The sequence below is a fragment of the Actinopolymorpha sp. B11F2 genome (genome assembly GCF_040195635.1).
In the GTDB taxonomy this organism is placed as follows: Bacteria; Actinomycetota; Actinomycetes; order Propionibacteriales; family Actinopolymorphaceae; genus Thermasporomyces.
In genome coordinates this window covers 504,672-529,944 of sequence record NZ_JBEFTX010000003.1, presented here as the reverse complement: position 1 = coordinate 529,944, position 25,273 = coordinate 504,672, and the positions used below count along the sequence as shown (strand labels likewise).

The following is a 25,273-nucleotide window of genomic DNA, read 5'->3' as shown; positions in this document are numbered from 1 at the left end:
AAACCAACAGAAAGCCCAAAACAGGCCCCAAAAAAACACAAACCCACAACACACAAAATGCGCCATGAGCCAAAACAACACAAAACCATCGACTATCGGCACGCTGTTGAGTTCTCAAAGATCAGGCCGCCACGACTACCCACTCCGTGGCTGAACTACACAACACTACCCACCTGAGGTCACGCTAAACAAGCCCTACGTAACTCGGATGGGCCCCAGCTCACCGCACCGGGTCAGCGACGTGCACGCACGTAGCCGCCCAAGCGTGGTCTCAGCTGGAGTTCCCCGCTGGATCGGCCGCCCTTCGGCGTCCCGCACTCCGTTGCGAGGCGAGTAGAACCATACGTACACCGCCAAGCAGAGTCAAATCGGCCCCACCGGGGGCGCGGTCAGGCCCTCCACGGACCGGTTCGTACCGGGGTGAGAGCACCGGCTGTGGAGCGGCGTTCGGTGCCCGGAGGTTCGCTGTCGGGCGCGCCCCACGCCTGTCACGGCGCTCGGGGATGTCCGCCGCCGATCACCTCGCCACGGCGCGTCGGTCGCGCCCGTGCCCATGCCAGCTCCTAGCATCGTGGGTCCCTGGGGCCAGTCGCGCTCTTTCCTGAGCCGGCCCACCCGCCCGCACGCTCAGCGGCCAACGAGCGTGAGGCTGGTGGCTGCCCACATGTCCGACGTACCACTGCTTCTCGTCGATGGTCACAACCTGCTGTGGCGGGCCTGGTTCGGCTTCCCAGCACGGATCAGGAGTAGGGACAAGTCACGTGACCTGACCGGAGTGTTCGGATTCTTCGCGTTGTTGCGCGTGGCGATCCGCGAGCTTCCCGCGCTGCCGGAGGTCGTGGTGGCCTTCGACGGGGAGAACGCCTGGGCTGATCGCTCCGCGATCGACCCCGCGTACAAGGCGCACCGGGCGACTGGTGTCGAGGCCATGGCACCGATCAGGGCCCTCGTCGACGTCGTACGCGGCCTGGACGCGATCGACCTACGACACGTCTGCATCGACACGGCCGAGGCGGACGACGTGATCGCCAGCGCGGTCCAGCGATGCAGGAGGCAGACGCCGCGGCGCAAGGTCTGGATCATGTCCATGGACCGCGACTTCTACCAGTTGGTCGACGAACGGACGCGGATCCTCAACACCGTCCGACGACCGGGGCAGCGAGTCGTCGACCGCAAGGAGATCGAAGTCCGGTTCGGAGTCACGCCCGCGCAGTGGTGCGACCGCGCGAGCCTTGTCGGCGATCCTGCCGACGGGATCCGTGGAGTACGCGGCGTGGGCACCGTCACCGCTGCTCGCCTGCTCGCCGGAGGCCTGGGCGTGGAGCAGCTGGAGGCGGCGGGCCGACTCGTGGGGCGGGTCGGCAGCCGCGTCCGCGAGTCACTGGAGGACGTCGCGCGGTGGAAGCGGATGGTACGCAGCCGAACGGACCTGCCGCTGCCGGCTCACCTGCTCAGCGGAGTGGCGTCACCGGAGATGCCGAGCGCACCGGTGGTCGTGGAGATGCTCGACCTGTGGTGACCCGAGCGGGTCGCCAGTGGCGCCAGAGCGGGTCTCGCCAGTGGGGCCGGGGAGGGCCTCCAGTGACCCGCCGGGGTGCACCGTCGCGACGGAAGTGTTTGCGCGGAACAGGTGGGAGGTTCGTCGGCTTCTCGGCAGACGAACCTCCCACGCAGCTGGTCGTGAAGCTCAGGACGGCTTCTGGTCGCCAGCCTGGCCATCGGGCTGGTCATCGTCGACGACCTCCGCCTCGACCACATCGTCGTCGCCCGCATCCGAGTCGGCAGTCGCCGAGCCGTCGGGACCCGAGCCGGACGCCCCGCCGTCGGCCGCTTGTTCCTGGGCCTGCGACTGCTGTGCCGCGGCGTACATCGCCTCACCGATCTTGGTGCGGGACGCCGAGAGCTTGTCGAACGCGGCCTTCAGAGTGTCGTGGTCGTCGCCCTCCAGCGCCTTCTTCACCTCGGCGATGTCCCGCTCCACCTCCGACTTGACGTCCGCGGGGACGCTGTCGGCGTTCTCACCGAGGAACGTCTCGGTCTGGTAGACGAGCGTGTCCGCCTGGTTGCGCAGCTCCGCGGCTTCACGCCGCTTGCGGTCCTCCTCGGCGTACTGCTCGGCGTCGCGGACCATCCGGTCGATGTCGTCCTTCGGCAACGCAGATCCGCCCGTGACGGTCATCTTCTGCTCACGACCCGTGCCGAGGTCCTTCGCCGACACGTGCACGATGCCGTTGGCGTCGATGTCGAACGTCACCTCGATCTTCGGCACCGCCCGAGGCGCCGGCGGCAGACCTGTCAACTCGAAGTTGCCGAGCGACTTGTTGTCCGCCGCCATCGCCCGCTCGCCCTGGTAGACCTCGATGAGGACGGACGGCTGGTTGTCCGACGCGGTGGTGAAGATCTCCGACCGCTTCGTCGGAATGGTCGTGTTGCGTTCGATCAGCTTCGTGAACACGCCACCGCGCGCGGCGGTCTGCCCGGTCGCAATACCGAGCGAGAGCGGAGTGACGTCGAGGAGCAGGACGTCCTTGACCTCGCCGCCGAGAACCCCGGCCTGCAGGCTGGCGCCGACCGCCACCACCTCGTCGGGGTTGACGCCCTTGTGCGCCTCCTTGCCGCCGGTGAGTTCGCGGACCAGCTCGGCGACGGCAGGCATCCGGGTCGAGCCGCCCACCAGGATCACGTGCTCGATCTTGGCGACGTCGATCGACGCGTCCTTCAACACCTGCTGGAACGGACGACGGCACCGCTCGAGCAGGTCGGCCGTCAGGCGCTGGAACTCGGCCCGGGTCAGCTTCTCGTCCAGGTGTAGCGGTCCGGAATCACCCAAGGTGACGTACGGAAGGTTGATGTTCGTCTCCGACGCCGACGACAGCTCGATCTTCGCCTTCTCGGCCGCCTCGGTGAGCCGCTGGGTCGCGATCTTGTCGGCACCGAGGTCGATGCCCTGCTTGTTCTTGAACTGCGTCACCAGCCACTCGACGATCTTCGCGTCCCAGTCATCACCGCCCAGGTGGTTGTCGCCACTGGTCGCCTTCACCTCGAACACACCCTCGCCGATGTCCAGGAGCGAGACGTCGAAGGTCCCCCCACCGAGGTCGAAGACGAGAATCGTCTGGTCGGACTCCTTGTCCAGGCCATAGGCCAGCGCGGCCGCGGTCGGCTCGTTGATGATCCGCTGGACGTTCAGTCCCGCGATCTCCCCGGCCTCCTTCGTCGCCTGCCGCTGCGCATCGGAGAAGTACGCCGGCACCGTGATCACCGCGTCGGTGATCGTCTCACCGAGGTAGGCCTCCGCGTCACGCTTCAGCTTCTGCAGGACGAACGCCGAGATCTGTTGGGACGTGAACGACTTGTCGTCGATCTTCGTCGACCAGTCGGTGCCCATGTGCCGCTTCACCGACCGGATCGTCCGGTCGACGTTGGTCACCGCCTGCCGCTTGGCGACCTCGCCGGTGAGCACCTCACCACTCTTGGCGAAGGCCACCACCGACGGCGTCGTGCGCGAGCCCTCCGCATTGGTGAGGACGGTCGGTTCACCGCCTTCGAGGACCGCCACCACCGAGTTCGTCGTACCAAGGTCAATTCCGACCGCACGGGCCATGGTGCTCAAACCTTTCTTCGCGTCTTGAACTTCATGTCTGCGCCGCAGCCGCACCAGCCGCGCGGAGCTCGAGTGAGTCGTTGGCGTCGTTGACGTCGACCAGCACGTGGTCACCGTCGCGGACCTCACCGGACAGGATCTGGCGGGCCAGTCCGTCACCGATCGCCGACTGGACGAGCCGCCGCAGTGGTCGGGCGCCGTACACCGGGTCATAGCCGGTGATGGCCAGCCACTCCTTCGCGCCCTCGGTGACGTCGAGGGTGATCCGGCGTTCGCCCAGGCGCCTCGCCAACGCCGCGACCTGGAGATCGACGATCCGCGTGAGCTCCTCGGTGCCCAGCGGGTCGAAGAGCACGATCTCGTCGAGCCGGTTGAGGAACTCCGGCTTGAACGACGCCCGGACGACGTTCATCACCAGGTCCCGCTTCTTGTCCTCGTCCAGCGACGGATCGGCGAGGTACTGGGAGCCGGAGTTGCTGGTGAGGATCAGGAGCACGTTGCGGAAGTCGACCGTGCGGCCCTGCCCGTCGGTCATTCGGCCGTCGTCGAGCACCTGGAGAAGGACGTCGAAGATCTCCGGGTGTGCCTTCTCCACCTCGTCGAGCAGGATCACGGAGTACGGACGACGACGGACCGCCTCGGTGAGCTGCCCACCCTCCTCGTAGCCGACGTAGCCCGGCGGCGCGCCGACCAGACGGGCCACCGAGTGCTTCTCGGAGTACTCGCTCATGTCGATGCGTACCATCGCGCGCTCGTCGTCGAAGAGGAACTCCGCGAGCGCCTTCGCCAGCTCCGTCTTGCCCACCCCGGTCGGCCCGAGGAACAGGAACGACCCCGTGGGCCGGTCCGGGTCGGAGATCCCCGCTCGGGCCCGGCGTACGGCGTCGGACACCGCGGCGACGGCCTTGCGCTGACCGACCAGCCGGCGGCCGAGCTCCTCCTCCATCCGGAGCAACTTGCCGGTCTCGCCCTCCAGCAGGCGTCCGGTGGGGATGCCGGTCCAACTCGAGACGACCTCGGCCACCTCGTCGGGGCCGACCTCCTCGCGCACCATCGGTGCAGCCTCCGGCAGCGCGGCGGGCTCGGCCACCTGGACCTCGGCGGCGGCCGCGAGCTCCTTCTCCAGCTCCGGGATCTCGGCGTAGAGGATCCGGGAGGCGGCCTCGAGATTGCCCTCGCGCTGAGCGCGCTCAGCCTGGCCGCGCAGGTCGTCGAGGCGCTGCTTGACCTCACCGACCCGGTTGAGTCCGGACTTCTCCTTCTCCCACCGGGCCTCGAGGCCACGCAGGGACTCCTCGCGGTCGGCCAGCTCCGCCCGGAGCTTCGCCAGCCGCTCCTGGCTCGCTACGTCGTCCTCCTTGGCGAGCGCGAGCTCCTCCATCTTCATCCGGTCGACCTGGCGGCGGAGTTCGTCGATCTCCACCGGACTCGAGTCGATCTCCATCCGGAGCCGGCTGGCCGACTCGTCCACCAAGTCGATCGCCTTGTCGGGCAGCTTGCGCCCCGTGATGTAACGGTTGGACAGCGCGGCTGCGGCGACCAGGGCACTGTCGGCGATCTGCACCTTGTGGTGCGCCTCGTAGCGTTCCTTCAGACCGCGCAGGATGGCGATGCTGTCCTCGACGGACGGCTCGCCCACGAACACCTGCTGGAAGCGCCGTTCGAGCGCGGGATCCTTCTCGATCCGCTCGCGGTACTCGTCCAGCGTCGTGGCGCCGATCATCCGCAGCTCGCCGCGGGCCAGCATCGGCTTGAGCATGTTGCCGGCGTCCATCGAGCTGTCTCCGGTCGCACCGGCGCCCACGACCGTGTGCAGCTCGTCGATGAACGTGATGATCTGCCCGTCGGACTCCTTGATCTCGGCGAGCACGGCCTTGAGGCGTTCCTCGAACTCGCCGCGGTACTTCGCTCCCGCCACCATCGAACTGAGGTCGAGGTTGACCAGGCGCCGGCCCTTCAGCGACTCCGGCACGTCACCGGCGACGATCCGCTGCGCCAACCCTTCGACGACAGCCGTCTTGCCGACCCCGGGCTCGCCGATCAACACCGGGTTGTTCTTCGTCCGCCGGGACAGGACCTGAACGACCCGGCGGATCTCGGCGTCGCGGCCGATCACCGGGTCGAGCTTGCCCTCCCGGGCACGGTCGGTGAGGTCGACGGAATACTTCGCGAGCGCCTTGTACGTCCCCTCGGGATCGGGCGAGGTGACCCTGGCGGACCCGCGTACCTGCGAGAACGCCGCGAGCAGACCGTCAGTGGTGGCACCGGCCTTCACGAGCACGTCCTTCGCGCCGCTCGCGACCGTCGCGAGGCCGACCAGCAGGTGCTCGGTCGAGACGTACTCGTCGCCGAGCTCGGTCGCCTGGTCCTGCGCGACCTGGAGGACCTGGTAGAGCGGGCGGGCCAGGCCGGGCGCCTGCACGGTCGACCCACTCGCGGCCGGCAGCCGCTCGGCTGCCTCGGCCACCGCCTTCTGCACCGCCACGCGGTCGGCGCCCACCGCGTCGAGGAGCGCGCCGGCCGTGCCTTCCGGGTCGGCCAGGAGCGCGATGAGCAGGTGGACCGGTTCGACCGCCGGATTACCGGCGTTGGCCGCCTGCCGGACGGCCGCCGAAAGGGCGTCCTGGCTCTTGGTGGTCAGCTTCTGTGCGTCCATGTTTCGTTCGTTCTTCCCTACCTGGATGGCCGGAACGCGTGCCGGCCGGAAGGTCGGTGGCGACGTCGGGTCGAACGTCGGTGGTGACGTCGCTGGTGGCTGGTCATCGGGTCCCCGATCCGCCCCGACGGCGGCGGCCCGAATGGCCGGTCCAGACCACGACCGCCTGGCTCGTCTGCGGCATCAGTTCCGGCAGGAACGCCGCCTGCTCGGCGGCGCGCTCGAACATCGTGCGGGCATCCTCGAGAGCGTCTTCGAGTTCCACGACCCGCGTGCTCAGCAGCTCGACCTGGGTCTCCAGCTCGAGGATCCGCTTGACGCCCTCCAGCCCGATGCCTGACGCGGTGAGCTGCGCGACGTGGCGAAGCGTCTCGATGTCGCGCATCGAGTAGCGCCTACCCCCGCCGACGGCCCGCCCCGGCGTCACCAGTCCGATCCGGTCGTACGTCCGGAGGGTCTGTGGATGCAGGCCCGTCAGCTGGGCGGCGACGCTGATCACGTACGCCGGCGTGTCGGCGTCCATCGTGATGTCGAACGGCATCCGGGACCGCGTGTTCCGGTCGGTCATGAGGCGCCTCCCTTACCGTCGAAGAGGTCCTGCCGTGCGCCGTCGACGCCGGTCGCCCTGCGGTAGGCGTCGAGCGCTGCCTTCGCGTCGTCGTCGAGATGGTCGGGGACGAGCACCTCGACGGTCACGAGAAGATCGCCCTTAGTGCCGTCACGGCGCGCCGTGCCCCTGCCCCGGACGCGGAAGGTGCGGCCGTTGGGAGTGCCGGGTGGAACCTTCAAGGTCACCGGCGGGCCAGCGAGGGTGGGAACCGTGATCTCGCCACCCAGGGCCGCCTCGGGGAACGTGATCGGCACCGTGATCGTGAGATGCTCGCCACGCCGCCCGAACCGCTCGTGCGCCTGCACGTGCACCGTGACGTAGAGGTCGCCTGCGGGGCCGCCACGCTCACCGGCCGCACCTTTGCCGCGCAACCGGATCCGCTGACCGTCGCGAACTCCTGCCGGGATGCGCACCTGCATGGTGCGCGACGACGTGCCGCGGCCGGAGCCGTGGCAGGTCGGGCACGGCTCGTCGACGACCAGCCCGCGGCCCCGACAACTCCGGCAGGGCTCACTCATCGCCAACCGGCCACCCTGGGTGGTGGCCCGCATGCCGACACCCTCACAGTCGGGGCAGACGCGCGGCACCGTGCCAGCCTTGGCGCCGGTGCCCGAGCATGCCGGGCACGGACTGTCACTGGTCATCCGCAGCGGCACGGTCACGCCGTCGACCGCGTCCCGGAAGCCGATCGTCGCCTCGGTCTCGACGTCTGCACCCCGGCGGGCCCGCGTGCCGGGAGGCGGGGTGCGGGTCCGCCCACCGGTGAAGATGCCGCCGAGCAGGTCACCGAGGCCGCCGGTCTGGCGGCCGCCCTGCTGGGTGAAGATGTCGCCCAGGTCGAACGGGAACCCGCTCCCGGTCTGGCCGCCGCCCGGCCCGCCCGGGAACCGGTAGCCGCCGGCGCCGCCGAACAACGACCGCGCCTCGTCGTACTCCTTGCGGCGGGTCGGGTCGGACAGCACCGAATAGGCCTCGGACACCTCCTTGAAGCGTTCCTCGGCCTTCGGGTCGCCCTTGTTGGCGTCCGGGTGGTTCTGCCGGGCAAGCTTGCGGTAGGCCTTCTTGATGTCATCGGCCGACGCATCCTTGGGGACGCCGAGCACCTTGTAGAAGTCCTTCTCCAGCCACTCTTTGGTGCCCATCGGTGCTCCTCACCCCCTTCTGGCTACACGTCGTCCGATGCTGGGGACGCGCCGTCGGCACCGCCGGGGCCGCCCGGACCGTCGAGGTCGTCGGGGCCGGCCGCACCGTCACCGTCGACCTGCTGTGCGGGCAGCCCGGCCGTGGGTTCGGCGACCGCGACCCGGGCCGGCCGCAGGATGCGTTCGCCCATGCGGTAGCCGGGCTGGAGGATCGACGAGCAGGTCGGGCCGTCCACATCGTCGGCGTACGAGTGCATGAGCGCCTCGTGGATCCTCGGGTCGAACGGATCGCCCGGCTCGCCGAAGGCCACCAGGCCCAGCTTGGTGAGGATGGACTCGAGCGCCTCCGCCACCGCCTTGAACCCACCTTCGAGCTCGCCGTGCTCTCTGGCGCGACCGATGTCGTCCACGACCGGGAGCAGCTCCGACAGCACGCCTCCCACGGCGAGCTCGCGCACTGCCTCGCGGTCACGCTCGACCCGGCGCTTGTAGTTGAGGTACTCCGCCTGCACCCGCTTGATGTCGTTGGTGCGATCGGCCAGCGCGGCCTTCAGCTGGGCGATCGGCTCTGCGGCCTCGCCCGCCGCTTCCGCCGGCGTGGCAGCCTCCTCAGCCACTTCGGCCTCGTCGACGTCCTCCCGGCGATGCGCGCCCGGCGCCCGGGTCGACGACTTGGGCCGGGCCGCCTCCCGGACCTCACCGGTCTCCGGGTCGATGCGTCGCCGGTCGCGGATCACGGGGCCTTCCTCGTTCTCCTCGGCTGGACTCACTTCTGACCGCCCTGCCCTTCGCCACCAGACTTCTCGTCGTCCACGATCTCGGCGTCAACGACGTCGTCGTCCTCGGTCTGAGCGCCGCCCTCGCCCGACTCGCCCGTCGTCGCACCGGCGTCAGCGGTCTGGGACTGCTGCGCCGAGGCGTACATCGCGGCGCCCATCTTGTTGCGCGACTCCGACAGCTTGTCGAACGCCGCCTTGATGGCGTCGTTGTCGTCGCCCTCCAGAGCCTTCTTCAGTTCGGCAGCGTCCCGCTCGACCTCTTCCTTGGCGTCGGCCGGGACCGTGTCGGGGTTGTCGGCGATGAACTTCTCGGTCTGGTAGACCGCTGAGTCCGCCTGGTTCCGCAACTCGGCTGCCTCGCGGCGCTTGCGGTCCTCCTCGGCGTACTGCTCGGCGTCGCGGACCATCCGATCGATGTCGTCCTTCGGCAGCGCAGAACCACCGGTGACGGTCATCTTCTGCTCGCGTCCGGTGCCGAGGTCCTTCGCCGACACGTGCACGATGCCGTTGGCGTCGATGTCGAAGCCGACCTCGATCTGCGGGACATTACGCGGCGCAGGCGGCAGCCCGGTCAGCTCGAAGTTGCCGAGCGACTTGTTGTCACGGGCCATCTCGCGCTCGCCCTGGAAGACCTCGATCATCACCGACGGCTGGTTGTCCTCCGCCGTCGTGAACACCTCTGACCGCTTGGTCGGGATCGTCGTGTTGCGTTCGATGATCTTCGTGAAGACACCGCCCTTCGTGGCGATGCCGAGCGAGAGCGGGGTGACGTCGAGCAGCAGGACATCTTTGACCTCACCCTTGAGTACGCCCGACTGCAGCGACGCGCCGACGGCGACGACCTCGTCGGGGTTGACACCCTTGTGTGGCTCCTTGCCGCCGAGCAGGTCCTTCACCAGGTCGGCGACGGCCGGCATGCGGGTCGAGCCACCGACCAGGATCACGTGGTCGATCTTGGCGATGTCGATCGACGCGTCCTTCAGCACCTGCTGGAACGGGCGACGGCAGCGCTCGAGCAGGTCAGCGGTCAGGCGCTGGAACTCGGCCCGGGTCAGTTTCTCGTCCAGGTGCAGGGGGCCCGATTCACCCAAGGTGATGTAGGGCAGGTTGATCTGGGTCTCTGACGCGCTCGACAGCTCGATCTTCGCCTTCTCGGCCGCCTCGGTGAGCCGCTGCTTGGCGATCTTGTCGGCACCGAGGTCGATGCCCTGCTTGTTCTTGAACTGGGTCACCAGCCAGTCGACGATCTTCGCGTCCCAGTCGTCACCGCCCAGGTGGTTGTCGCCACTGGTCGCCTTCACCTCGAAGACACCCTCGCCGATCTCCAGCAACGACACGTCGAACGTGCCGCCACCGAGGTCGAAGACGAGAATCGTCTGGTCGGACTCCTTGTCCAGGCCATAGGCCAGCGCGGCCGCGGTCGGCTCGTTGATGATCCGCTGGACGTTCAGTCCCGCGATCTCCCCGGCCTCCTTCGTCGCCTGCCGCTGCGCATCGGAGAAGTACGCCGGCACCGTGATCACCGCGTCGGTGACGGCCTCCCCCAGGTAGGCCTCCGCGTCACGCTTCAGCTTCTGCAGGACGAACGCCGAGATCTGCTGAGGCGAGAACGACTTGCCATCGATCTCCGTCTTCCACGTCGTGCCCATGTGCCGCTTCACCGACCGGATCGTCCGGTCGACGTTCGTCACGGCCTGCCGCTTGGCGACCTCACCGACCAGGACCTCACCGGACTTCGCGAACGCCACCACCGACGGCGTCGTGCGCGAGCCCTCGGCGTTGGTCACAACCGTCGGCTCTCCGCCCTCCAGGACGGCAACCACAGAGTTCGTCGTACCAAGATCAATACCCACCGCACGAGCCATCGTGTTGCAACCTTTCCTCGATCACCGGCACCTGCACGGGCCGGCGGCGACACCTACGCGTGGCAGGCCGACCGGGTGACGGCGCCGCTTCAGTACCCGGGCCAGCCTTGAGTCATCTGCGCTCAATCCTGCAGGGGGCACCGAGATCTGTCAATAGACCTGAGTCGGTGTGACTCAGGTTCGATGCGCAGTTCGGCAGCAGGATCCTTTAGCGGTACGAAGAGGGGCAAACCTGACCGCCATCGAGGTGCGGATGACCGTAGCTCTGGTGGCGGGCCGATCACAGCGCGGGCCGATCACAGCGCGGGCCGATCACCGGTGCGGGCCGATCACCGGTGCGGGCCGAGGACCCGTACGGACCGGTCACGGCCCGCATGATCATGAAGGAGAATCGGCCCATAGGCCCCGAAATCCTTCATGATCACGATCATGATCACGGCCGGAGCGGGGCGCGGAGCGGGGCGGGGCGGGGCGGGGCGGGCTGAGCATTGACCGGGAACCGTGGGCGGCTACCTGCAGGTGTAGACCTTCACGTTGTCGACGTTGAGGACCGACGACGGGTTGTTGTCGTCCCCCGTCGTCCCCTCCACGCTGATCCGGAACCGCACGTGGTGTCCCGCCAGCGACGACAGGTCGTATCTCGCCGACGACCAACCGTAGGAGTGGCCGCTCCACGGGCCGCCGTTCCGTGACCCCGCGAGCGACTGCGCCGGAAGCCAGAGCAGGCCGTCGGTGGAGTACTCCAGCCTGGCGGTGGGTCCGTCGACAGGTGCGTACAGACCGAAGAGGGTCGAGTAGTCGAGGCGGAGCCGACCGCCCGCCGGAACCGGGACCGGCTCCGAGGTGACCGACGTCTCCTCGATCTCGCCCTCCGTGGTGGACAGAAGCAGAGCGTCGGCGCCGCGGTTGACGTTGGCGAACCCGAAGTCGGCCACGCTCAGGCCCGAGCCCTCGCTGTCGACGTCCCAGTCGACGGGCGGAGCGTCGAACGCCTGGGTGTAGGACGCCTCGACCTGCTCGCCGGCCGGGCAGTACGCCGCCGCGACCGGAGCGGACTCGGCCGCGTCCATGTGCATCTCGGTGGCGCGTACGGCCTTGTCGACCTGTGCGCAGTCGTCCTCGGTGATCCCGGTGCCGGGTTTGCCGATGTTCTTCTGGCACGACAACGGCAGGACGTGGAACAACTCCTTGTAGTCCGCGCCGGAGGTGAGGATCCGCTGCGCCGTCCAGTAGATCGTGAACGTCTTGTCCAGGCCCAGTCCGCGGACGTCATAGCCGTTGAACCTGTCGCCCTGGGCAATCAGATAGGCGGCCTTGTTGCCCGGACCGCTGTTGCTGTGCACCCCGCCGAAGTCCTGATGGTCCGGGTCGGCGTCCCACAGCGAGGACGTCAACCGGTCGGGGCTCTTGGTCGCCGTCGGGTCCGCCATGCTCCGCAGCGGAACCGGCATCGACGCAGCGGCCGGCCGGCTGTCCTCACCGATGAACCAGGCCTCAGCGCTGCCCTGCTTCTCCGGGTTGACCGCGAGGTCGATCAGGTTGCCGAAGACGTCGGACATCGACTCGTTGATCGCGCCCGACTGGTAGACGTAGTAGAGCTGCGACGTGTGCGCGGTCACCCCGTGGGCGAGTTCGTGTGCGGTGACGTCGAGGCCGGTCACGCCGTCGCCGTAGACCAACTGTTGCAGGGTGTCGCTCCAGAACGCGTTGGCCAGCGGACACCCCTCCTGGTAGCCGGTGGCGCAGACGCGGGTGGTCGCCCGGAGGCTCCTGTCCTCGCCACCGACCAGGGCTGAGACGTCGAGGCCGGCCAGCCTGGAGTACTGCTCGGCCGTCTCGCCGAGGTTGTCATAGACCGTGTCGACGTCGGCGATGCCGGAGGGCCCCTGACCTTCCAGGCGGGAGTACGCGACCGTCACGTCGTCACAGGCCGCACTCTCGGGCACGCCCACGTCGCGGTTGTCCAGGTCGCAGACCTTGCGGTTGACCGCCTCGTGATTGTTGCTGTAGGCGAGGGCGACCGACTCGAAACCCGGGTCGACGAAGATGGTGTAGTCGATCAGGCCGTCGCGGCTCGACACATGCAACTTCTGCGTCTCGCGGTTGACCGCGGGCCCCGGCGCGCCGAGCAGTCTGGGGTTGTAGATCCAGTCGCCCTGGTCCTCCACGCGCAGGCCGAGAGCGGGGACATCGGCCTTGTCTGCGACGTACTCCCGCGCGACCACCCGTGCGCGCGCATCGCTGAACAGACTGGTGGGAGCCTCGACCACGCCCGAGACCGTCTCCCCGAGCAGCGCCTCGAGTCCGCCCGAGTGGTCGAGGGTCGCCGTGACGTCGCCGGCCACCACCGGGAGTCCGTTGATGTACTGCTGCAGCCGAACCACCTCTCCGCCGGCCACCTTCGACGCGCCCGCCGGCCGGAGCGTGTCGGCATCGATCCCCATCTTCGCGGCGAAGCGTTCGAGGTGGGTGCGGGCCGCGTCCTCCGGCGACCCGGTCATCCCCTGGGGTAACGCGACAGGGGCGTCATCGGCCAACAGGCCGCGGACCACCCCATCGGCTCCCTCGAGCAGGGTGACTCCGTCGCCGGACCGCTCGACGGGGAACGCCGGGCCGGTCGACGATCCGGCATAAGACGGAGCGGCAAGCGCGACCAGTGCACTTCCGCTGATGACCGTCGCCAGGGCGGCCAGGCCGCCGACTGCGCGTCGGTACCTCACAGGGACTCCCATCGTCGGAACCGTCGGTCGGGGTCACGGAGAACGGTGCCGGCGAGAGCCTATTAGCAGACCGGGCGCATTGCCTACCCAACGGTGCGTACCGGAAGCATGCTCCCGAGACAGGCCAAAACACCGCAAGACAACCGACACACGCCTGTCATGAACCGTGCGAAAAGCCCGCGAACGCCAACGGCCCCGGACCACCTCCAGTGAGGAGGCGGACCGAGGCCCCTGGTCGTACGGCTATGGATCAGCCGCAGTTGTAGATCTTGAAGTTGTCGACCCACCAGGCGGAGTTGTCAGTCGCCACCGCCGAGCGGAACCGGAACTTCACCGACTTCCCAGCCAGGCTGGAGGCGTCGTAGCGGGTACCGCCGAAGCCCACCGAGTTGCCGGCGAAGCTGTCGGCACCGCCGAGTGTGTCGACCGGCACGTCCTCACCGTTGACATTCGGCAGGTCAGCCGCGGCCTTCCAGGTGAGGCCGTTGTCCTCGGAGTACTCGAGTGCCGCGCCGTCACCGTCGTCGAGCAGATAGGCGTGGTCGTACCGGATGAACGCATCGGCTGGTATCTCCACTGCCACGCTCTGCGTCAGCGAGATGTCGTCGCCGGCGAGTGACCAGGCCACCGCCGCTTCCTCACCGACCGCGGCGTAGCGGTAGAAGCCCACCTCGTTGCTGAGGAACCAGTTGCCTTGGAACGTCCAACCGTCGTTCTTGGACTCGAAGCCCTGGACGTAGGACGGCGTGTGCTTCAGGCCGTCCTCGCAGTAGTCGACGTTCTGCGCCGAACCCTGCAACGGGTCCTTGTACATCTCCGTCGCCCGGACGACCTTGTCGACCTGCTGGCAGTCGTCCTCGGTGATGTAGCTACCGGCCCGACCGATGTTCTTCCGGCAGGACAGCGGCAGGGTGTAGAAGACGTCCTTGTAGTCCGCACCCGGCGGCAGGAGGTTCTGCAGCGTCCAGCCGATCTTCGCGGTCTTCGCCGGCCCGAGCCCACGGATCTGGTAGCCGTTGAAGTCCTCGCCGTCGGTCATCAGGTAGATGGCCTTGTTGAAGACACCGCTGTTGTAGTGGACGCCACCGTTGTCCTCGAACGACGTGCCGTCGAAGAAGTCCGGCGACGTCATCCGGTCGGGCTGACCGAGCGATCCGGGGTCCTGCATGTCGCGGATCACGCCGAGCGAGGAGCCCTCGCCGACCTGCCAACGGGTGTCGGCGTTGTCGTCGTCACTGCCGTTGTTGATGTCGACCATCTCGCCCCAGAAGTCGGAGAGGCCTTCGTTGATGGCCCCCGACTGGAAGATGTACGCGAGGTTCGACGTCTGCTGGGTGACACCGTGCGCGAGTTCGTGCGCGGTGATGTCGTCGGTCGTGACGCCTTCGCCGAACACCATCTGCTCGCCATCCCAGAAGGCATTCTCGTAAGGGCACGCCTCGGTTGTGCACACCCGCACGGTGGCGCGGAGGGCCTTACCCTGCCCGTCGCCGTAGTCGGTCCCGATGAGCTGGGTCACGTCGGTGTTGATGTAGCTCGAGAACCGGACCGAGGTGTCGTGGAAGTAGTCGTAGACCTTGTTGACGTCATCCACCGCCGACGACGCGTCGCCCTCGGTGCGGGCGTAGGGCACCGTCTCGCCGTTACAGGCGTACTCCTCGATGACCTGCGACTCCGCGTCACACACCACGCGGTTGATGGCGTGCTGCACCAGCGAGTATGCGATCTCGGTCTTGCGGGTGGCGGCGTTCACGAGCACCTGGTAGGAGATGTCGAGGTTCTCGCTGTGCACCTTGTAGCTGTAGACCGGCTCGATGCCCTTGGCGTCAGGCACGCCGAGCACCTTGCCGTCGTACCACGCCCTGCCCTCGGACTCGACCTCGAGGCCGCTGGTCGACCGCAGCTTCTCGCGCCGGGCGACGACCTGCTTGGCGGCGTTCGCGAGCTTGCTCTCGCCGAAGAGGTCAAGCGTGGGGAACGACCGCTGCGGCTTGCCGCCGGTCTCACCCACGATGAACTCGAGATTGTTGAGGCTGTCGAGCGAGACGACCACCTGGCCACCGAAGACGTCGATACCGTCCACGGAACGGTCGAACCGGACGGCACTGCCGTCGCCGAGGTCGGTGGCCTTGGCGAGGCTGAGCTCTTCGCTCTGGACGCCGAATGCACTCGCGTAACGCGTCAGGTGAGCTTCGGCCGCCGCCTCTGGCTCGGCTTTGGCAGTGATGCCCTGTGGACGCTCGATGGTGCCGCCCTTGGACTCAAGGACACGCACGGTGCCGTCGTTCCCCCGCTGGGAAACGATGGCGTCGGGCTGCTTTCCGAACACGGGACTCGTCAACGAGCCCGCGTTGGCCGGAGCTGCTGTGGCAACCACTGCCGTACCGCTCAGCACAGTGGCTAGAGCCGCCAGGCCGCCGACCAGGCGCGATCTCACGTGTGACCCCCCGAGGGTGTCGTCTGGACGAAACAGACGGAGCCTAGAGCAATTTCCGGATCGCCCGGAAGGTGGGTTGTGGAAAACAAGTCCCAATTCGTGCGCAACGCCGGGACTGTGGATAAATCCTCATGTACGTCCGCGGTGCGCACGGTCCAGAATCGGTCAAATCGGGCGGTGCGGGCCCTGTGCGGTCGTCCCAGTACCCACGCCAGAGATGAGCCCCGCGAAGGGCCGTTCACAGCGCGCGGATCGTGCGCTCCAGCCGCGCGGCGACGTCGCCCAGCAGGCGGTGACGGCCGTCCTCGACCACCAGGACTCCGTTCGCGACGACGACGTCGACGTCACTCGAGGTCGCCGCGAACACCGCGGCGTCGGCGGCCTGGTCCGGCGTCGCGCCCGCGGTGCGCACCGAGTCCAGTCGTACGCAGACCAGGTCGGCGCGGGCGCCCGCGCTGATGACACCGGCGTCGTCGGTACCGAGCGCGTGGTGACCGGACTCGGTGACGGCGCGGAGAAGCTCGGCGGCCGACCAGTGCCCGCGTCGACCGGACGCGAGCCGCTCGTGGTGTTCGAGGGCGCGGGCCTCCTCGAACATGTCGATCACCGCGTGGCTGTCGGTGCCGAGTACCAACCGGCTGCCGGCGCGGTCGAGCGCCGCGGCGGGGGCGATGCCGTCGGCCAGGTCGCGTTCGGTGGTGGGGCACAGGCAGATGGTCGTACCCGTCCCGGCGAGCAGGCCGATGCCGTCACCGTCGAGGTGGGTGGCGTGGACTGCGGTCGTACGCGGAGAGAGGGCGCCGGCGTCGAAGAGCAACCTCGTGGGGGAGACGCCGTAGGCCGCCACGCAGTCGTCGTTCTCGCGGCGCTGCTCCGACAGGTGCACGTGCAGCGGACGTTCGCGCTGGGCTGCCCAGCCGACGACGCCGGCGAACTGGTCCCTCGGCACCGCACGGACGGAGTGGATGGCCGCGCCGATCACGACGTCCGCCGCGGCCGCGTAGGCGTGGTCGAGCCGCTCCACCCGGTCGGCCCAGCGGTCCACGTCGCCATCGCCGAAGCGGCGTTGGGCGCCGGCCAGCGGCAGACCGATCCCGCCCGACAGGTAGCAGGCGTCGAGCAGCGCGATCCGCAGCCCGGCGGCGCGCGCCGCGGCGACGAGGGCGTCCGCCATGACGTTGGGTTCGGCGTACGACCTGCCCTGTCGGTCGTGGTGCAGGTAGTGGAACTCCCCGACACAGGTGACGCCGGCGAGCGCCATCTCGGCGTATGTCGCCGTCGCCAGGTCGAGGTAGCTGTCCGGGTCGAGCCGGTCCGCCACGTCGTACATCTGGGTCCGCCAGGTCCAGAAGCTGGCCGCTTCGGAGCTCGCTCTGTGCGTACGACCGCGGAGGGCGCGGTGGAACGCATGGGAGTGAACGTTCGCGAGACCGGGCAGCGTGAGTCCGCGCAGCGTCTTCGCTCCGGGGGGCGGCGCTGGGGTGTCTGGCTCGACCCCCACGATCCGGTCGCGGTCGACGCGGACGAGAACGTTCGGTGTCGGCGTGATGCCGGGCGGGATCCAGGCGAGCTCGCACCAGTACGCGGACGGCTCCGGCCGCGTGGTCGGCGAGGTCGGAGTCGACGGTCCGCTCATGTGCCTCCCTTCTCCCTGACGTCCTTACCCTCGTGGACGACGTCTACCGCCGTGCGGTCGCGCGCTGAGAAGGTGAGCGGATGCGGACGACGGCGGTGAAGACGTACATGCAACGGGTCGGCGAGCGGCCCCGACTGCTGGTGAAGGTCGAGACCGACGAAGGAATCGTCGGATGGGGCGAGGCCTTCAACCACGGGCCCGACTGGGCGCTCGTCCCGTTGCTCGACTACCTGTTCGCCCAGATCAGGGGCGTCGATCCGCGGCGCATCGAGTTCATCGTACGAAGGCTGCTGCAGTCGTCGCGGTTCCCGCCCGGCGCGCTCGGGTTGGCGGCGTTGTCCGCCCTCGACCACGCGCTGTGGGACATCTCCGCCAAGGCGGCCGACCTGCCGGTCTACATGCTCCTCGGCGGTCATGCCCGCGACCGCGTGCGCGTCTACTGCGGTGTCTACTCTGCGCCTGATCCGGCGGAGTGCCGTGATCTGACGCAGCGGCTGAATGCCGAGTACGGGTTCACGGCGTTCAAGCTCAGCCCCTATCGGCGCGACCTGAACCAGGGACGTTGGGGCGAGACGTGCCGGTTGGCGGCGGACTACTTCGCTTCGTTGCGCGAGCTCAGCCCGACCGAATGGGAGTTCGCCTTCGACGCGCACGCACAGATCTTCGAGCCGTACCAGGCGATCCAGCTGGGAAACGCCTTGGCGCCGTATGATCCGCTGTTCTTCGAGGAGCCGATCCGCCCCGAACACATTCCCGCGTGGGGCCAGTTGCGGGGCCAGCTGAAGGCGCCCATCGCCACGGGCGAGTGCCTCTATTCGCCGTTCGAGTTCCTGGAGCTGTTGAAAGTGCGAGGGGCCGACATCATCCAACCCGACGTGTGTGTCGTGGGCGGTCTGCTGCAGTTGCGGAAGATCGCGACCATCGCCGACGCGCACTACGTCAGCGTCGCGCCGCACAATCCGATGGGACCCTTGGCCACCGCCGTCAACCTGCACTTCGCTGCTGCGCAACCGAACTTCAAGATCCTCGAGTACAAGGTGCCTGAGACACGCTGGTGTCCGGACCCCTATCTTCCGCGCGACGGTCATCTCGAACTCCGTCCCGACCGACCCGGCTGGGGCGTCGAGATCGACGAGGACGCGCTGGCGACCGACGACTACGTGCACTGGGAACGCAAGCTGCCGGTGCGACCGGACGGATCGACGGGCTACGTCTGAGGGATCGCCGACTTGCTCGCTCGCACCCTGGACGAGGGCGGGCGCCCCTCAAGCAAGCAGCGAGGACCGAGAGGGCGAGGCTGCTTCAGGGGAGGTCGACGGTACGGCCTTCGGCGGCGGAACGAATGATCGCCTCGGCCACCTCGACGATCGCCTGCCCTTCGCGCATGCCGACGACGACGTTGGGGTCCCCTCCTCCGAGCACGGCGTCGCGGAAGGCGGCGAGCTCGGTCCGCAGGGGTTCCGGCTTCGCGATCGCGTACCTGATCATGTCGCCCTCGGTCATCCCACGAAACGAGGCCATCGTCTCCCACTCCAGCGGCCGCACACCGTTGGCGTGGAACGTCAGGTCCGCTGCGATGGTGTCGGCGATGAAGGCGCCGCGTTCGCCGGTCACGACGGTGACGCGCTCCTTCATCGGGGACAGCCAGTTGACGAGGTGGTTGACGACCGTGCCGTCGGCGAGTTGGGCCACGACGGCGACGAGGTCCTCGTGCTGCCGGCCGCTCTTGTGCGCAGTGCGCGCCGACACCGAACGGTAGGGCAGCTGCGTCACCCACGCCGTCGAGTCGACGTCATGGGTGGCGAGGTCCTTGACCACCCCGACGTCGGCGACGCGGTTCGGGAACGGTCCCTGCCGGCGGGTGATGACCTGGTAGATCTCGCCGAGCTCGCCGTGTTCGAGGCGCGCGCGGAGGTTCTGCAGCGCAGGGTTGTACCGCTCGACGTGACCGACGCAGCCGACCACGCCGGCCGCCTCGAACGCCTCGGCGAGCCGGGCAGCACCCGCCGCCGAACTGGCCAGCGGCTTCTCGACGAGCGTGTGCACCCCGGCCGCGGCGAGCGCGAGACCGGCCTCCTCATGGCTCGCGGTGGGAATCGCGAGTACGCAGATGTCGATGCCCGCGGCGATGAGCTTCTCGACGTCGGGTAGCACATCGAGCCCGCCCGCGACCTTGTGCGGGTCGCCACCCGGGTCCGCGACGGCGACAAGCTCGACGCCCTCGAGCGACCGGAGCACTCTCGCGTGGTGCCGGCCCATCATGCCGAGCCCGACCAGGCCGGCGCGTAGCACTCCCATCGTCATCTCCCCCGTCGTGCGGGCGCGAGTCGTGCCAGTGCCCGTCGTCCACGGGTGGGTATCCCGCGCCGCTGGCCAGGCCACGCACTCATCCGGCGACCGCCTTCGCCACCGCGGCCACGATGCGTTCGAGGTCGGGGTGGGAGAGCGCCGGATGTACCGGCAGGGACAGCACCTCGCGGCAGACCTGCTCGGTCACCGGCAGCTCGACGCCACACCCGGCACTGCTGGCGAACGACCGCAGCTGGTGGGTCGGGATCGGGTAGTAGACCCCCGTCCCGATTCCGGCCTCCTGCAGTCGCGACTGGATCGCGTCGCGGTCGTCGGTACGGATCGTGTACTGGTGATAGGCGTGCTCGGCACCCTCCGCCACCTGTGGAAGGGCCACACCCGGGGCCTCGACGGCCAGCTCCGAGGACAGCACGGCGGCGTTGGCCCGTCGGCGTGCGGTCCACCCGGGGACCCGGCCGAGCTGCACCCGGCCGATGGCCGCGGCCATGTCCGTCATCCTGGTGTTGAAGCCGACTACCTCGTTCTCGTAGCGGCGTTCCATGCCCTGGTTGCGAAGCAGGCGGACCTTGCGCGCGACCGCCTCGTCGGCACAGACGACCATGCCGCCCTCGCCGGTCGTCATGTTCTTGGTGGGATAGAAGCTGAACGCCGCCACTTCGCCGAACGCACCGACCGGCCGGCCGCGCCAGCGGGCGAGGTGCGCCTGGCAGGCGTCCTCGAAGAGGGCGAGGCCGTGGCGGTCCGCGATCGCCTGCAGGGCGTCCAGGTCGGCGGGATGGCCGTAGATGTGGACCGGCATGATCCCGACCGTGCGAGGCGTGACCGCGGCCTCGACGGAGGCGGGGTCGAGGCAGAAGAAGCGCGGTTCGATGTCGGCGAACACTGGCGTCGCCCCGGCGAGCGCGACCGCGTTGGCGGTGCCGGCGAACGTGAACGACGGGACGATCACCTCGTCGCCCGGCCCGACCCCGGCCGCGAGCAGGCCGAGGTGCAGGGCGCTGGTGCCGGAGTTGACGGCCACACACGTACGCCCGTCGACCAAGGCGGCGAACTCGGTCTCGAACGCCGCGACCTCCGGCCCCTGCACCATCATCCCGCTGGCGAGGATCCGGTCGACCGCCCGGCGTTCCTCTTCACCGATGAGCGGCCTCGCCGCCGAGATCTGCCCCGTCGACGGACCATTCGCCCCCGCGAGTTCCCTCATCGTCAGTACTCCCCGTCCCCGTCCTCGTTCCTGTCACCGCCGGGCGCTTCCCGCAGCGCGGTCCCGTGCTCGCCGTCCTCGACGTACGCCGCACCGGTCGCCGGACACCGCCACCGACCCGCGCCGACCGGCTCGAGGCGTACGCCGGCCCGTCCCACCCACCCGATCCGCCGCGCCGGCACCCCCGCGACCAGCGCGAAAGCGGGAACGTCGGCCGCCACCACCGCACCCGCCGCCACCATCGCCCACCGCCCGATCGTGACCGGCGCGACGCACACGGCGCGGGCTCCGAGCGATGCACCCTCGCGCACGGTGACACCCACGGGCGCCCAGTCCCCGGCCCGCTTCGGCGCACCCGCCGGATCGACCGCACGCGGGTACTCGTCGTTGGTCAGGACGACCGCGGGCCCGACGAAGACACCGTCGCCGAGGATCGCCGGTTCGTAGACGAGCGCGTGGTTCTGGATCTTGACGTGGTCGCCGATGCGGACTCCGGCACCGACGTAGGCACCGCGTCCGACCACACAGCCCGCGCCGAGCACGGCGTCCTCCCGGATCTGAGCGAGATGCCAGATGGCGCATCCCGGCCCGAGCGTCGCGCGCTCGTCGACGTCGGCAGTCGCCGCGACGAGACCCGTGGATATAGCGGTCATAGCGGATGAGCCTAACGAAGTACGGACATCCCGCAGGCGGGAAACCCAGAAGCCCGGCCGGCGCGACGTCCGGTCGGTGCACACACGTCTCACGACGCCGTGGCGACCGCCATGACCTTGCGGAACGCCGCCACCGTGTCGTCGATGTCCCGGTCGGAGAGGGTGGGATGCACCACCAGCATGAGCGACGTCTCACCGAGCTCACGAGCGACCGGTAACGGCGCCGCCGGCCGCCCGCCGGGCACGTCGTCGAACGCCTTCTCCCGGTAGATCTCCGCGCACGCGCCTTGCAGACACGGCACGCCCTCGGCCGCGACGGCGGTCATGATCCGGTCCCGGTTCCAGCCGGGCGCGAGTGCCTCCGGCCGGACGAACACGGAGTACTTGTAGTAGGCGTGCCCGACCCCGGCCGGAGGAATCGTCACCCGCAGCCCTGGCAGGGCGCCCAGCCCGGCGTCGAGCGCCGCGGCGTTCCGGCGGCGCCGGCGCGACCATTCCGGCAGCTTCGCGAGCGCCCGGCGACCGGCCGCGGCCTGCACCTCGGTCATCCGGGCGTTGGTCCCGAACGTCTCGTGCAGCCACCGGAACCCCGGCGGGTGGTCGCGTTCGTACACCGCTTCGTAGCTCTTGCCGTGGTCTTTGTACTCCCAGACCGCCCGCCAGATCGCGTCGTCGTCGGTCGTGACCATGCCACCCTCACCGACGGTGGTGAGGATCTTGTCCTGGCAGAACGACCAGGCCGCCACGTGCCCGAAGGTGCCGACCGACTGCCCGTCGAGGGTCGCCCCGTGCGCCTGGGCGCAGTCCTCGACGACGACGGCACCGATTTCGTCGGCGAGCGCCACCAACTCCCCCATCGGCGCCGGCCAGCCGGCCAGGTGCACCGGGACGATGGCCTTCGTCCGCCGGGTCACCGCCTGTCGGACGGTTGCCGCGGTGAGGGTCTGGCTCACGGCGTCGATGTCGGCGACCACCGGCGACGCGCCGACCGCGACCGCCGCGCTCGCCGTACCGATGAACGTCCGGGCGGGTACGACGACCTCGTCGCCGGGGCCCACACCGGCCGCACGCAGCGCGAGTTCGAGCGCCACCGTGCCGTTGCTGAGTGCCACGGCGTGCCTCGCCCCGACGGTCGCCGCGAACTCCCGCTCGAACTCCCGCCCCTCCTCGCCGGTCCAGTAGTTGACCAGGCCAGAACGCAGAACGCCGACCACGGCGCGTACCTCGTCGTCAGCGAAGTACGGCCACGGCGGAAACGGGGCCTGCCGGACGGGTACGCCGCCGAAGGCCGCCAGGTCGCGGGCCCGCTCGGTCACCGGCACGACCGGCCCACCAGAACGGGCCCCCTCGGACAGGACCGTTCCACGGGGAAGGTCCGACCCCTCGGGCAGGGGCAGGGCCATCGGTCAACCTCCCATGTTGAGGAGCAGGTCGGACAGGATCGCGAACATCACCGCATCGTGCCGCGTCGCCTCTCCACCGCTGAACGAACCGTCCGAACGCTGCTTGCGGATCGCGTCACCGACGTAGCTCGTGATGTCCGAGCTCAGGTTGAGGCCGTAGACCGACGCGTAGCCCTCGGTCGGCACCAGGCCGTCGCGGGCATGGTTGGCCATCCAACTGAAGCCGCGGGCGGCGTGGCCCACCCAGTCCTCGCGGCCGCGCATCTCGCCGTACTCCAGCAGCCCGGTGTAGGCGATGTTGGCGTAGCCGCCCGAGTGCGGCGAACTCTCGTACCACGAGTACGGAATCGAGCCGTCCGCGCGCACCTTGCTGGCGAGGTTTCTCGCGATGGCGTCGCCGTAGGTGAGCAGCCGCTTGTCGCCGGTCTCGACGTACAACGCCTTGAGGAACGACAGGCCGGCGCCGTCGATGTTGTAGACCTCGACCGAGGAGTTCCTGACGGCGGACACCACGCGGTGGGAACGCACGCGGGGGTCACCCGGCGGCAGGATCGGCTCCAGGGAGCAGTAGGGGATGCTGCCGCGGGTGCGCTTCGAGTCGAGCCACTGGAATCCGTTGGATCCGCGCAGCAGGTAGTCCATCGCACGGACGGACGCGGCGAGGTAGCGCGAGTTGCCGTAGACCTTGAAGCCCTCCAGCAGGGCACTCGCCGCCGCGATGGTGACCACCGCGAGCGGCTCGCCGGCCGCGTGGGTGGTCGTGCCCCCGTGATAGTGCGCCGACGCGCCGAAATGTCCCTGCCCGGTGCCGAACGCCCAGGGCAGACCGAACGAACCATCGGCCCGCTGGTGCCTCACCAGCCACTCGAGGCCGCGCCGTGCCTGTGCCTCGTACTCCGCCTCCTGCGAGGACTGCGCCCGCTTCAGGTAGCCCTGGGTGAGGACCGCGATGGCCTGCGGGTCCTGCCGGATATCGCCCTGCCAGTACGGATGGGCGATCGCCCAGCCGCCGTCGCGCGTCTCGCGCTCCTCGAGGTAGCCGGCGAGCTTGTCGACAGCCCCGCGTACGGCCAGCCGGTTGGGCAACTGGACGCCATCGACGTCGGAGTCGAAGTTCTGCGCGGCGACGAAGATCGGGAACTCAGCCTGCGCCATGGGGTCGCCCAGCGTCGCGACCGGGAACCCAGTGCCCGGTGTCGGGCTGAAGCGGCCGGTGATGTGGATGGTCGCGGACTCTCCAGGCCGGACGAGGATGGTCCGGGTCGAGGAGTCGTAGCGGGCGGCGCCGCTCAGTTCGTACGTCATCCTGGCGCCGCCCTCGCTCGCCAACGCGCGCCGGCCGATGACCTGCAGGTGTTCACCGAACGCGTCGATGGTGCCCACATGGACACCGCCCGGTGTGGGCGTCGTGACCTGCAGGGAGAGCGTGTCGTCGCGCTCGCCCCGGCGGACGCCGGTGCCGCCCCACACCTCGAGGATCGGGCTCTGCGCCAGCTTGACGCCGTCGAGCCAGACGGTCCGCCCCGGCCCGGAGACCGCGACCTCCACCTCGACGAACGACGTACCCACCGGCGACCGTGCCTTGGCCGAGACACCCTCCCACCGGTGTTTCACCGCGTCTGCGCCCCGGTCGATGCCAGAGCCGATGACGCGCCGCTTGTCGTCGTAGAACACGATCCTGACCGACTCACCACCGGACGAACCGTCGACCGAGGAGCGCCGCCACACCGTTGCTTCGTACGTACGCTGCGGAAGGGCGGGCATCGCGGCGCTGCGCAGCGTGAAGCGGTCGCCCGCAGCGGGCACCACCACCCGTAGCGACCGCTCGCCCCCCTTCGCCACGTCGGTCGTGGTCGCGGTCGCGGGCCTGCCGGTGCGCCCGCAGGTCCAGCTGCGGGGACAGCGGGTGAACGGCCGGTCCTCGAAGCTCGCGTTGACGGGCAGGATCGGCGCTTCGGGTTGCACCGCGCGGTCGGCGAGCCGGTCTGCCAACCGGTTGTGTTGCACCGAGCGGGCCTGGGTGCTCATGGGCGAGGGTTCGTCGGACGCCTGCTGGATCCGGGAGGCGTCGGCACACGCGGTGGCGGTGAGCACGAGGACACCGACCGCCGCCATGGTCGTGCGAAGGTACGCCGACCCACGGCGGCGCCGCCGCAGGGCGAACGGGGTGCGCCACGTCAAGCGCACGCCCCCGTGGCGCATCGTCCTGGCTTCACCTGCCCCCACGTGATGTGCAGCTCCTCCCGGACGAACG

General features: G+C 69.1%; 16 protein-coding genes. 2 read left to right on the top strand and 14 right to left on the bottom strand.

All coding sequences use genetic code 11. The features are described from left to right. The first annotated feature begins 664 nt into the window (after positions 1 to 664). On the top strand, positions 665 to 1,519 hold the full coding sequence (locus ABN034_RS08840; protein ID WP_349690505.1) for a 5'-3' exonuclease: 855 nt from the start codon (positions 665 to 667) through the stop codon (positions 1,517 to 1,519). A 168-nt stretch (positions 1,520 to 1,687) separates the two neighbouring features. On the opposite strand, the gene dnaK (ABN034_RS08835) is transcribed toward ABN034_RS08840, so the two are convergent. The 9 genes from dnaK (ABN034_RS08835) to ABN034_RS08795 all read right to left on the bottom strand — a co-directional run bounded on the left by dnaK (ABN034_RS08835) (position 1,688) and on the right by ABN034_RS08795 (position 17,449). Beyond that, positions 1,688 to 3,604: a molecular chaperone DnaK gene (gene dnaK / locus ABN034_RS08835; RefSeq protein ID WP_349690504.1), complete on the bottom strand. Its 1,917-nt coding sequence runs from the start codon at positions 3,602 to 3,604 to the stop codon at positions 1,688 to 1,690. A 31-nt stretch (positions 3,605 to 3,635) separates the two neighbouring features. Further along, positions 3,636 to 6,260, bottom strand: a complete 2,625-nt coding sequence (gene clpB / locus ABN034_RS08830) for an ATP-dependent chaperone ClpB (protein ID WP_349690503.1) — start codon at positions 6,258 to 6,260, stop codon at positions 3,636 to 3,638. A gap of 103 nt (positions 6,261 to 6,363) precedes the next feature. Then, entirely contained in the window at positions 6,364 to 6,828 is a 465-nt protein-coding gene (locus ABN034_RS08825; RefSeq protein WP_349690502.1) for a heat shock protein transcriptional repressor HspR, read from the bottom strand. Then, positions 6,825 to 8,012: a molecular chaperone DnaJ gene (gene dnaJ, locus ABN034_RS08820; protein WP_349690501.1), complete on the bottom strand. Its 1,188-nt coding sequence runs from the start codon at positions 8,010 to 8,012 to the stop codon at positions 6,825 to 6,827. The genes ABN034_RS08825 and dnaJ overlap by 4 nt, the downstream gene beginning before the upstream one ends. Positions 8,013 to 8,035: 23 nt before the next feature. Continuing rightward, positions 8,036 to 8,782 carry a nucleotide exchange factor GrpE gene (grpE, locus tag ABN034_RS08815; protein ID WP_349690500.1) on the bottom strand — a complete coding sequence of 249 codons (747 nt, stop codon included), beginning with the start codon at positions 8,780 to 8,782 and terminating at the stop codon, positions 8,036 to 8,038. Further along, entirely contained in the window at positions 8,779 to 10,656 is a 1,878-nt protein-coding gene (gene dnaK / locus ABN034_RS08810; RefSeq protein ID WP_349690499.1) for a molecular chaperone DnaK, read from the bottom strand. Before dnaK (ABN034_RS08810) ends, grpE begins: the two co-directional genes overlap by 4 nt. A 509-nt stretch (positions 10,657 to 11,165) precedes the next feature. Next, on the bottom strand, positions 11,166 to 13,376 hold the full coding sequence (locus ABN034_RS08805) for a M4 family metallopeptidase (protein WP_349690498.1): 2,211 nt from the start codon (positions 13,374 to 13,376) through the stop codon (positions 11,166 to 11,168). 250 nt (positions 13,377 to 13,626) lie between these two features. Next, on the bottom strand, positions 13,627 to 15,651 hold the full coding sequence (locus ABN034_RS08800; protein WP_349690497.1) for a M4 family metallopeptidase: 2,025 nt from the start codon (positions 15,649 to 15,651) through the stop codon (positions 13,627 to 13,629). 400 nt (positions 15,652 to 16,051) lie between these two features. Continuing rightward, a complete protein-coding gene (locus ABN034_RS08795; protein WP_349690496.1) occupies positions 16,052 to 17,449 on the bottom strand; it encodes a formimidoylglutamate deiminase in 1,398 nt (465 codons plus the stop codon). Positions 17,450 to 17,529: 80 nt separating this feature from the next. Here ABN034_RS08795 and ABN034_RS08790 point away from each other — a divergent pair, with 80 nt between their 5' ends. After that, positions 17,530 to 18,666 carry a mandelate racemase/muconate lactonizing enzyme family protein gene (locus tag ABN034_RS08790; RefSeq protein ID WP_349690495.1) on the top strand — a complete coding sequence of 379 codons (1,137 nt, stop codon included), beginning with the start codon at positions 17,530 to 17,532 and terminating at the stop codon, positions 18,664 to 18,666. Between the two features lie 85 nt (positions 18,667 to 18,751). On the opposite strand, the gene ABN034_RS08785 is transcribed toward ABN034_RS08790, so the two are convergent. From ABN034_RS08785 to ABN034_RS08765, 5 genes are all read right to left on the bottom strand, one after another. After that, the gene (locus ABN034_RS08785; protein ID WP_349690494.1) at positions 18,752 to 19,747 is read right to left on the bottom strand and encodes a Gfo/Idh/MocA family protein; all 996 of its coding nucleotides are present in this window, start codon (positions 19,745 to 19,747) and stop codon (positions 18,752 to 18,754) included. Positions 19,748 to 19,835: 88 nt separating this feature from the next. Next, positions 19,836 to 20,963: a DegT/DnrJ/EryC1/StrS family aminotransferase gene (locus ABN034_RS08780; RefSeq protein WP_349690493.1), complete on the bottom strand. Its 1,128-nt coding sequence runs from the start codon at positions 20,961 to 20,963 to the stop codon at positions 19,836 to 19,838. 2 nt (positions 20,964 to 20,965) lie between these two features. Beyond that, entirely contained in the window at positions 20,966 to 21,616 is a 651-nt protein-coding gene (locus ABN034_RS08775; RefSeq protein WP_349690492.1) for an acyltransferase, read from the bottom strand. Positions 21,617 to 21,705: 89 nt separating this feature from the next. Continuing rightward, positions 21,706 to 23,019: a DegT/DnrJ/EryC1/StrS family aminotransferase gene (locus ABN034_RS08770; protein WP_349690491.1), complete on the bottom strand. Its 1,314-nt coding sequence runs from the start codon at positions 23,017 to 23,019 to the stop codon at positions 21,706 to 21,708. A 3-nt stretch (positions 23,020 to 23,022) separates the two neighbouring features. Next, entirely contained in the window at positions 23,023 to 25,200 is a 2,178-nt protein-coding gene (locus ABN034_RS08765) for a hypothetical protein (protein WP_349690490.1), read from the bottom strand. Positions 25,201 to 25,273 lie beyond the last annotated feature (73 nt).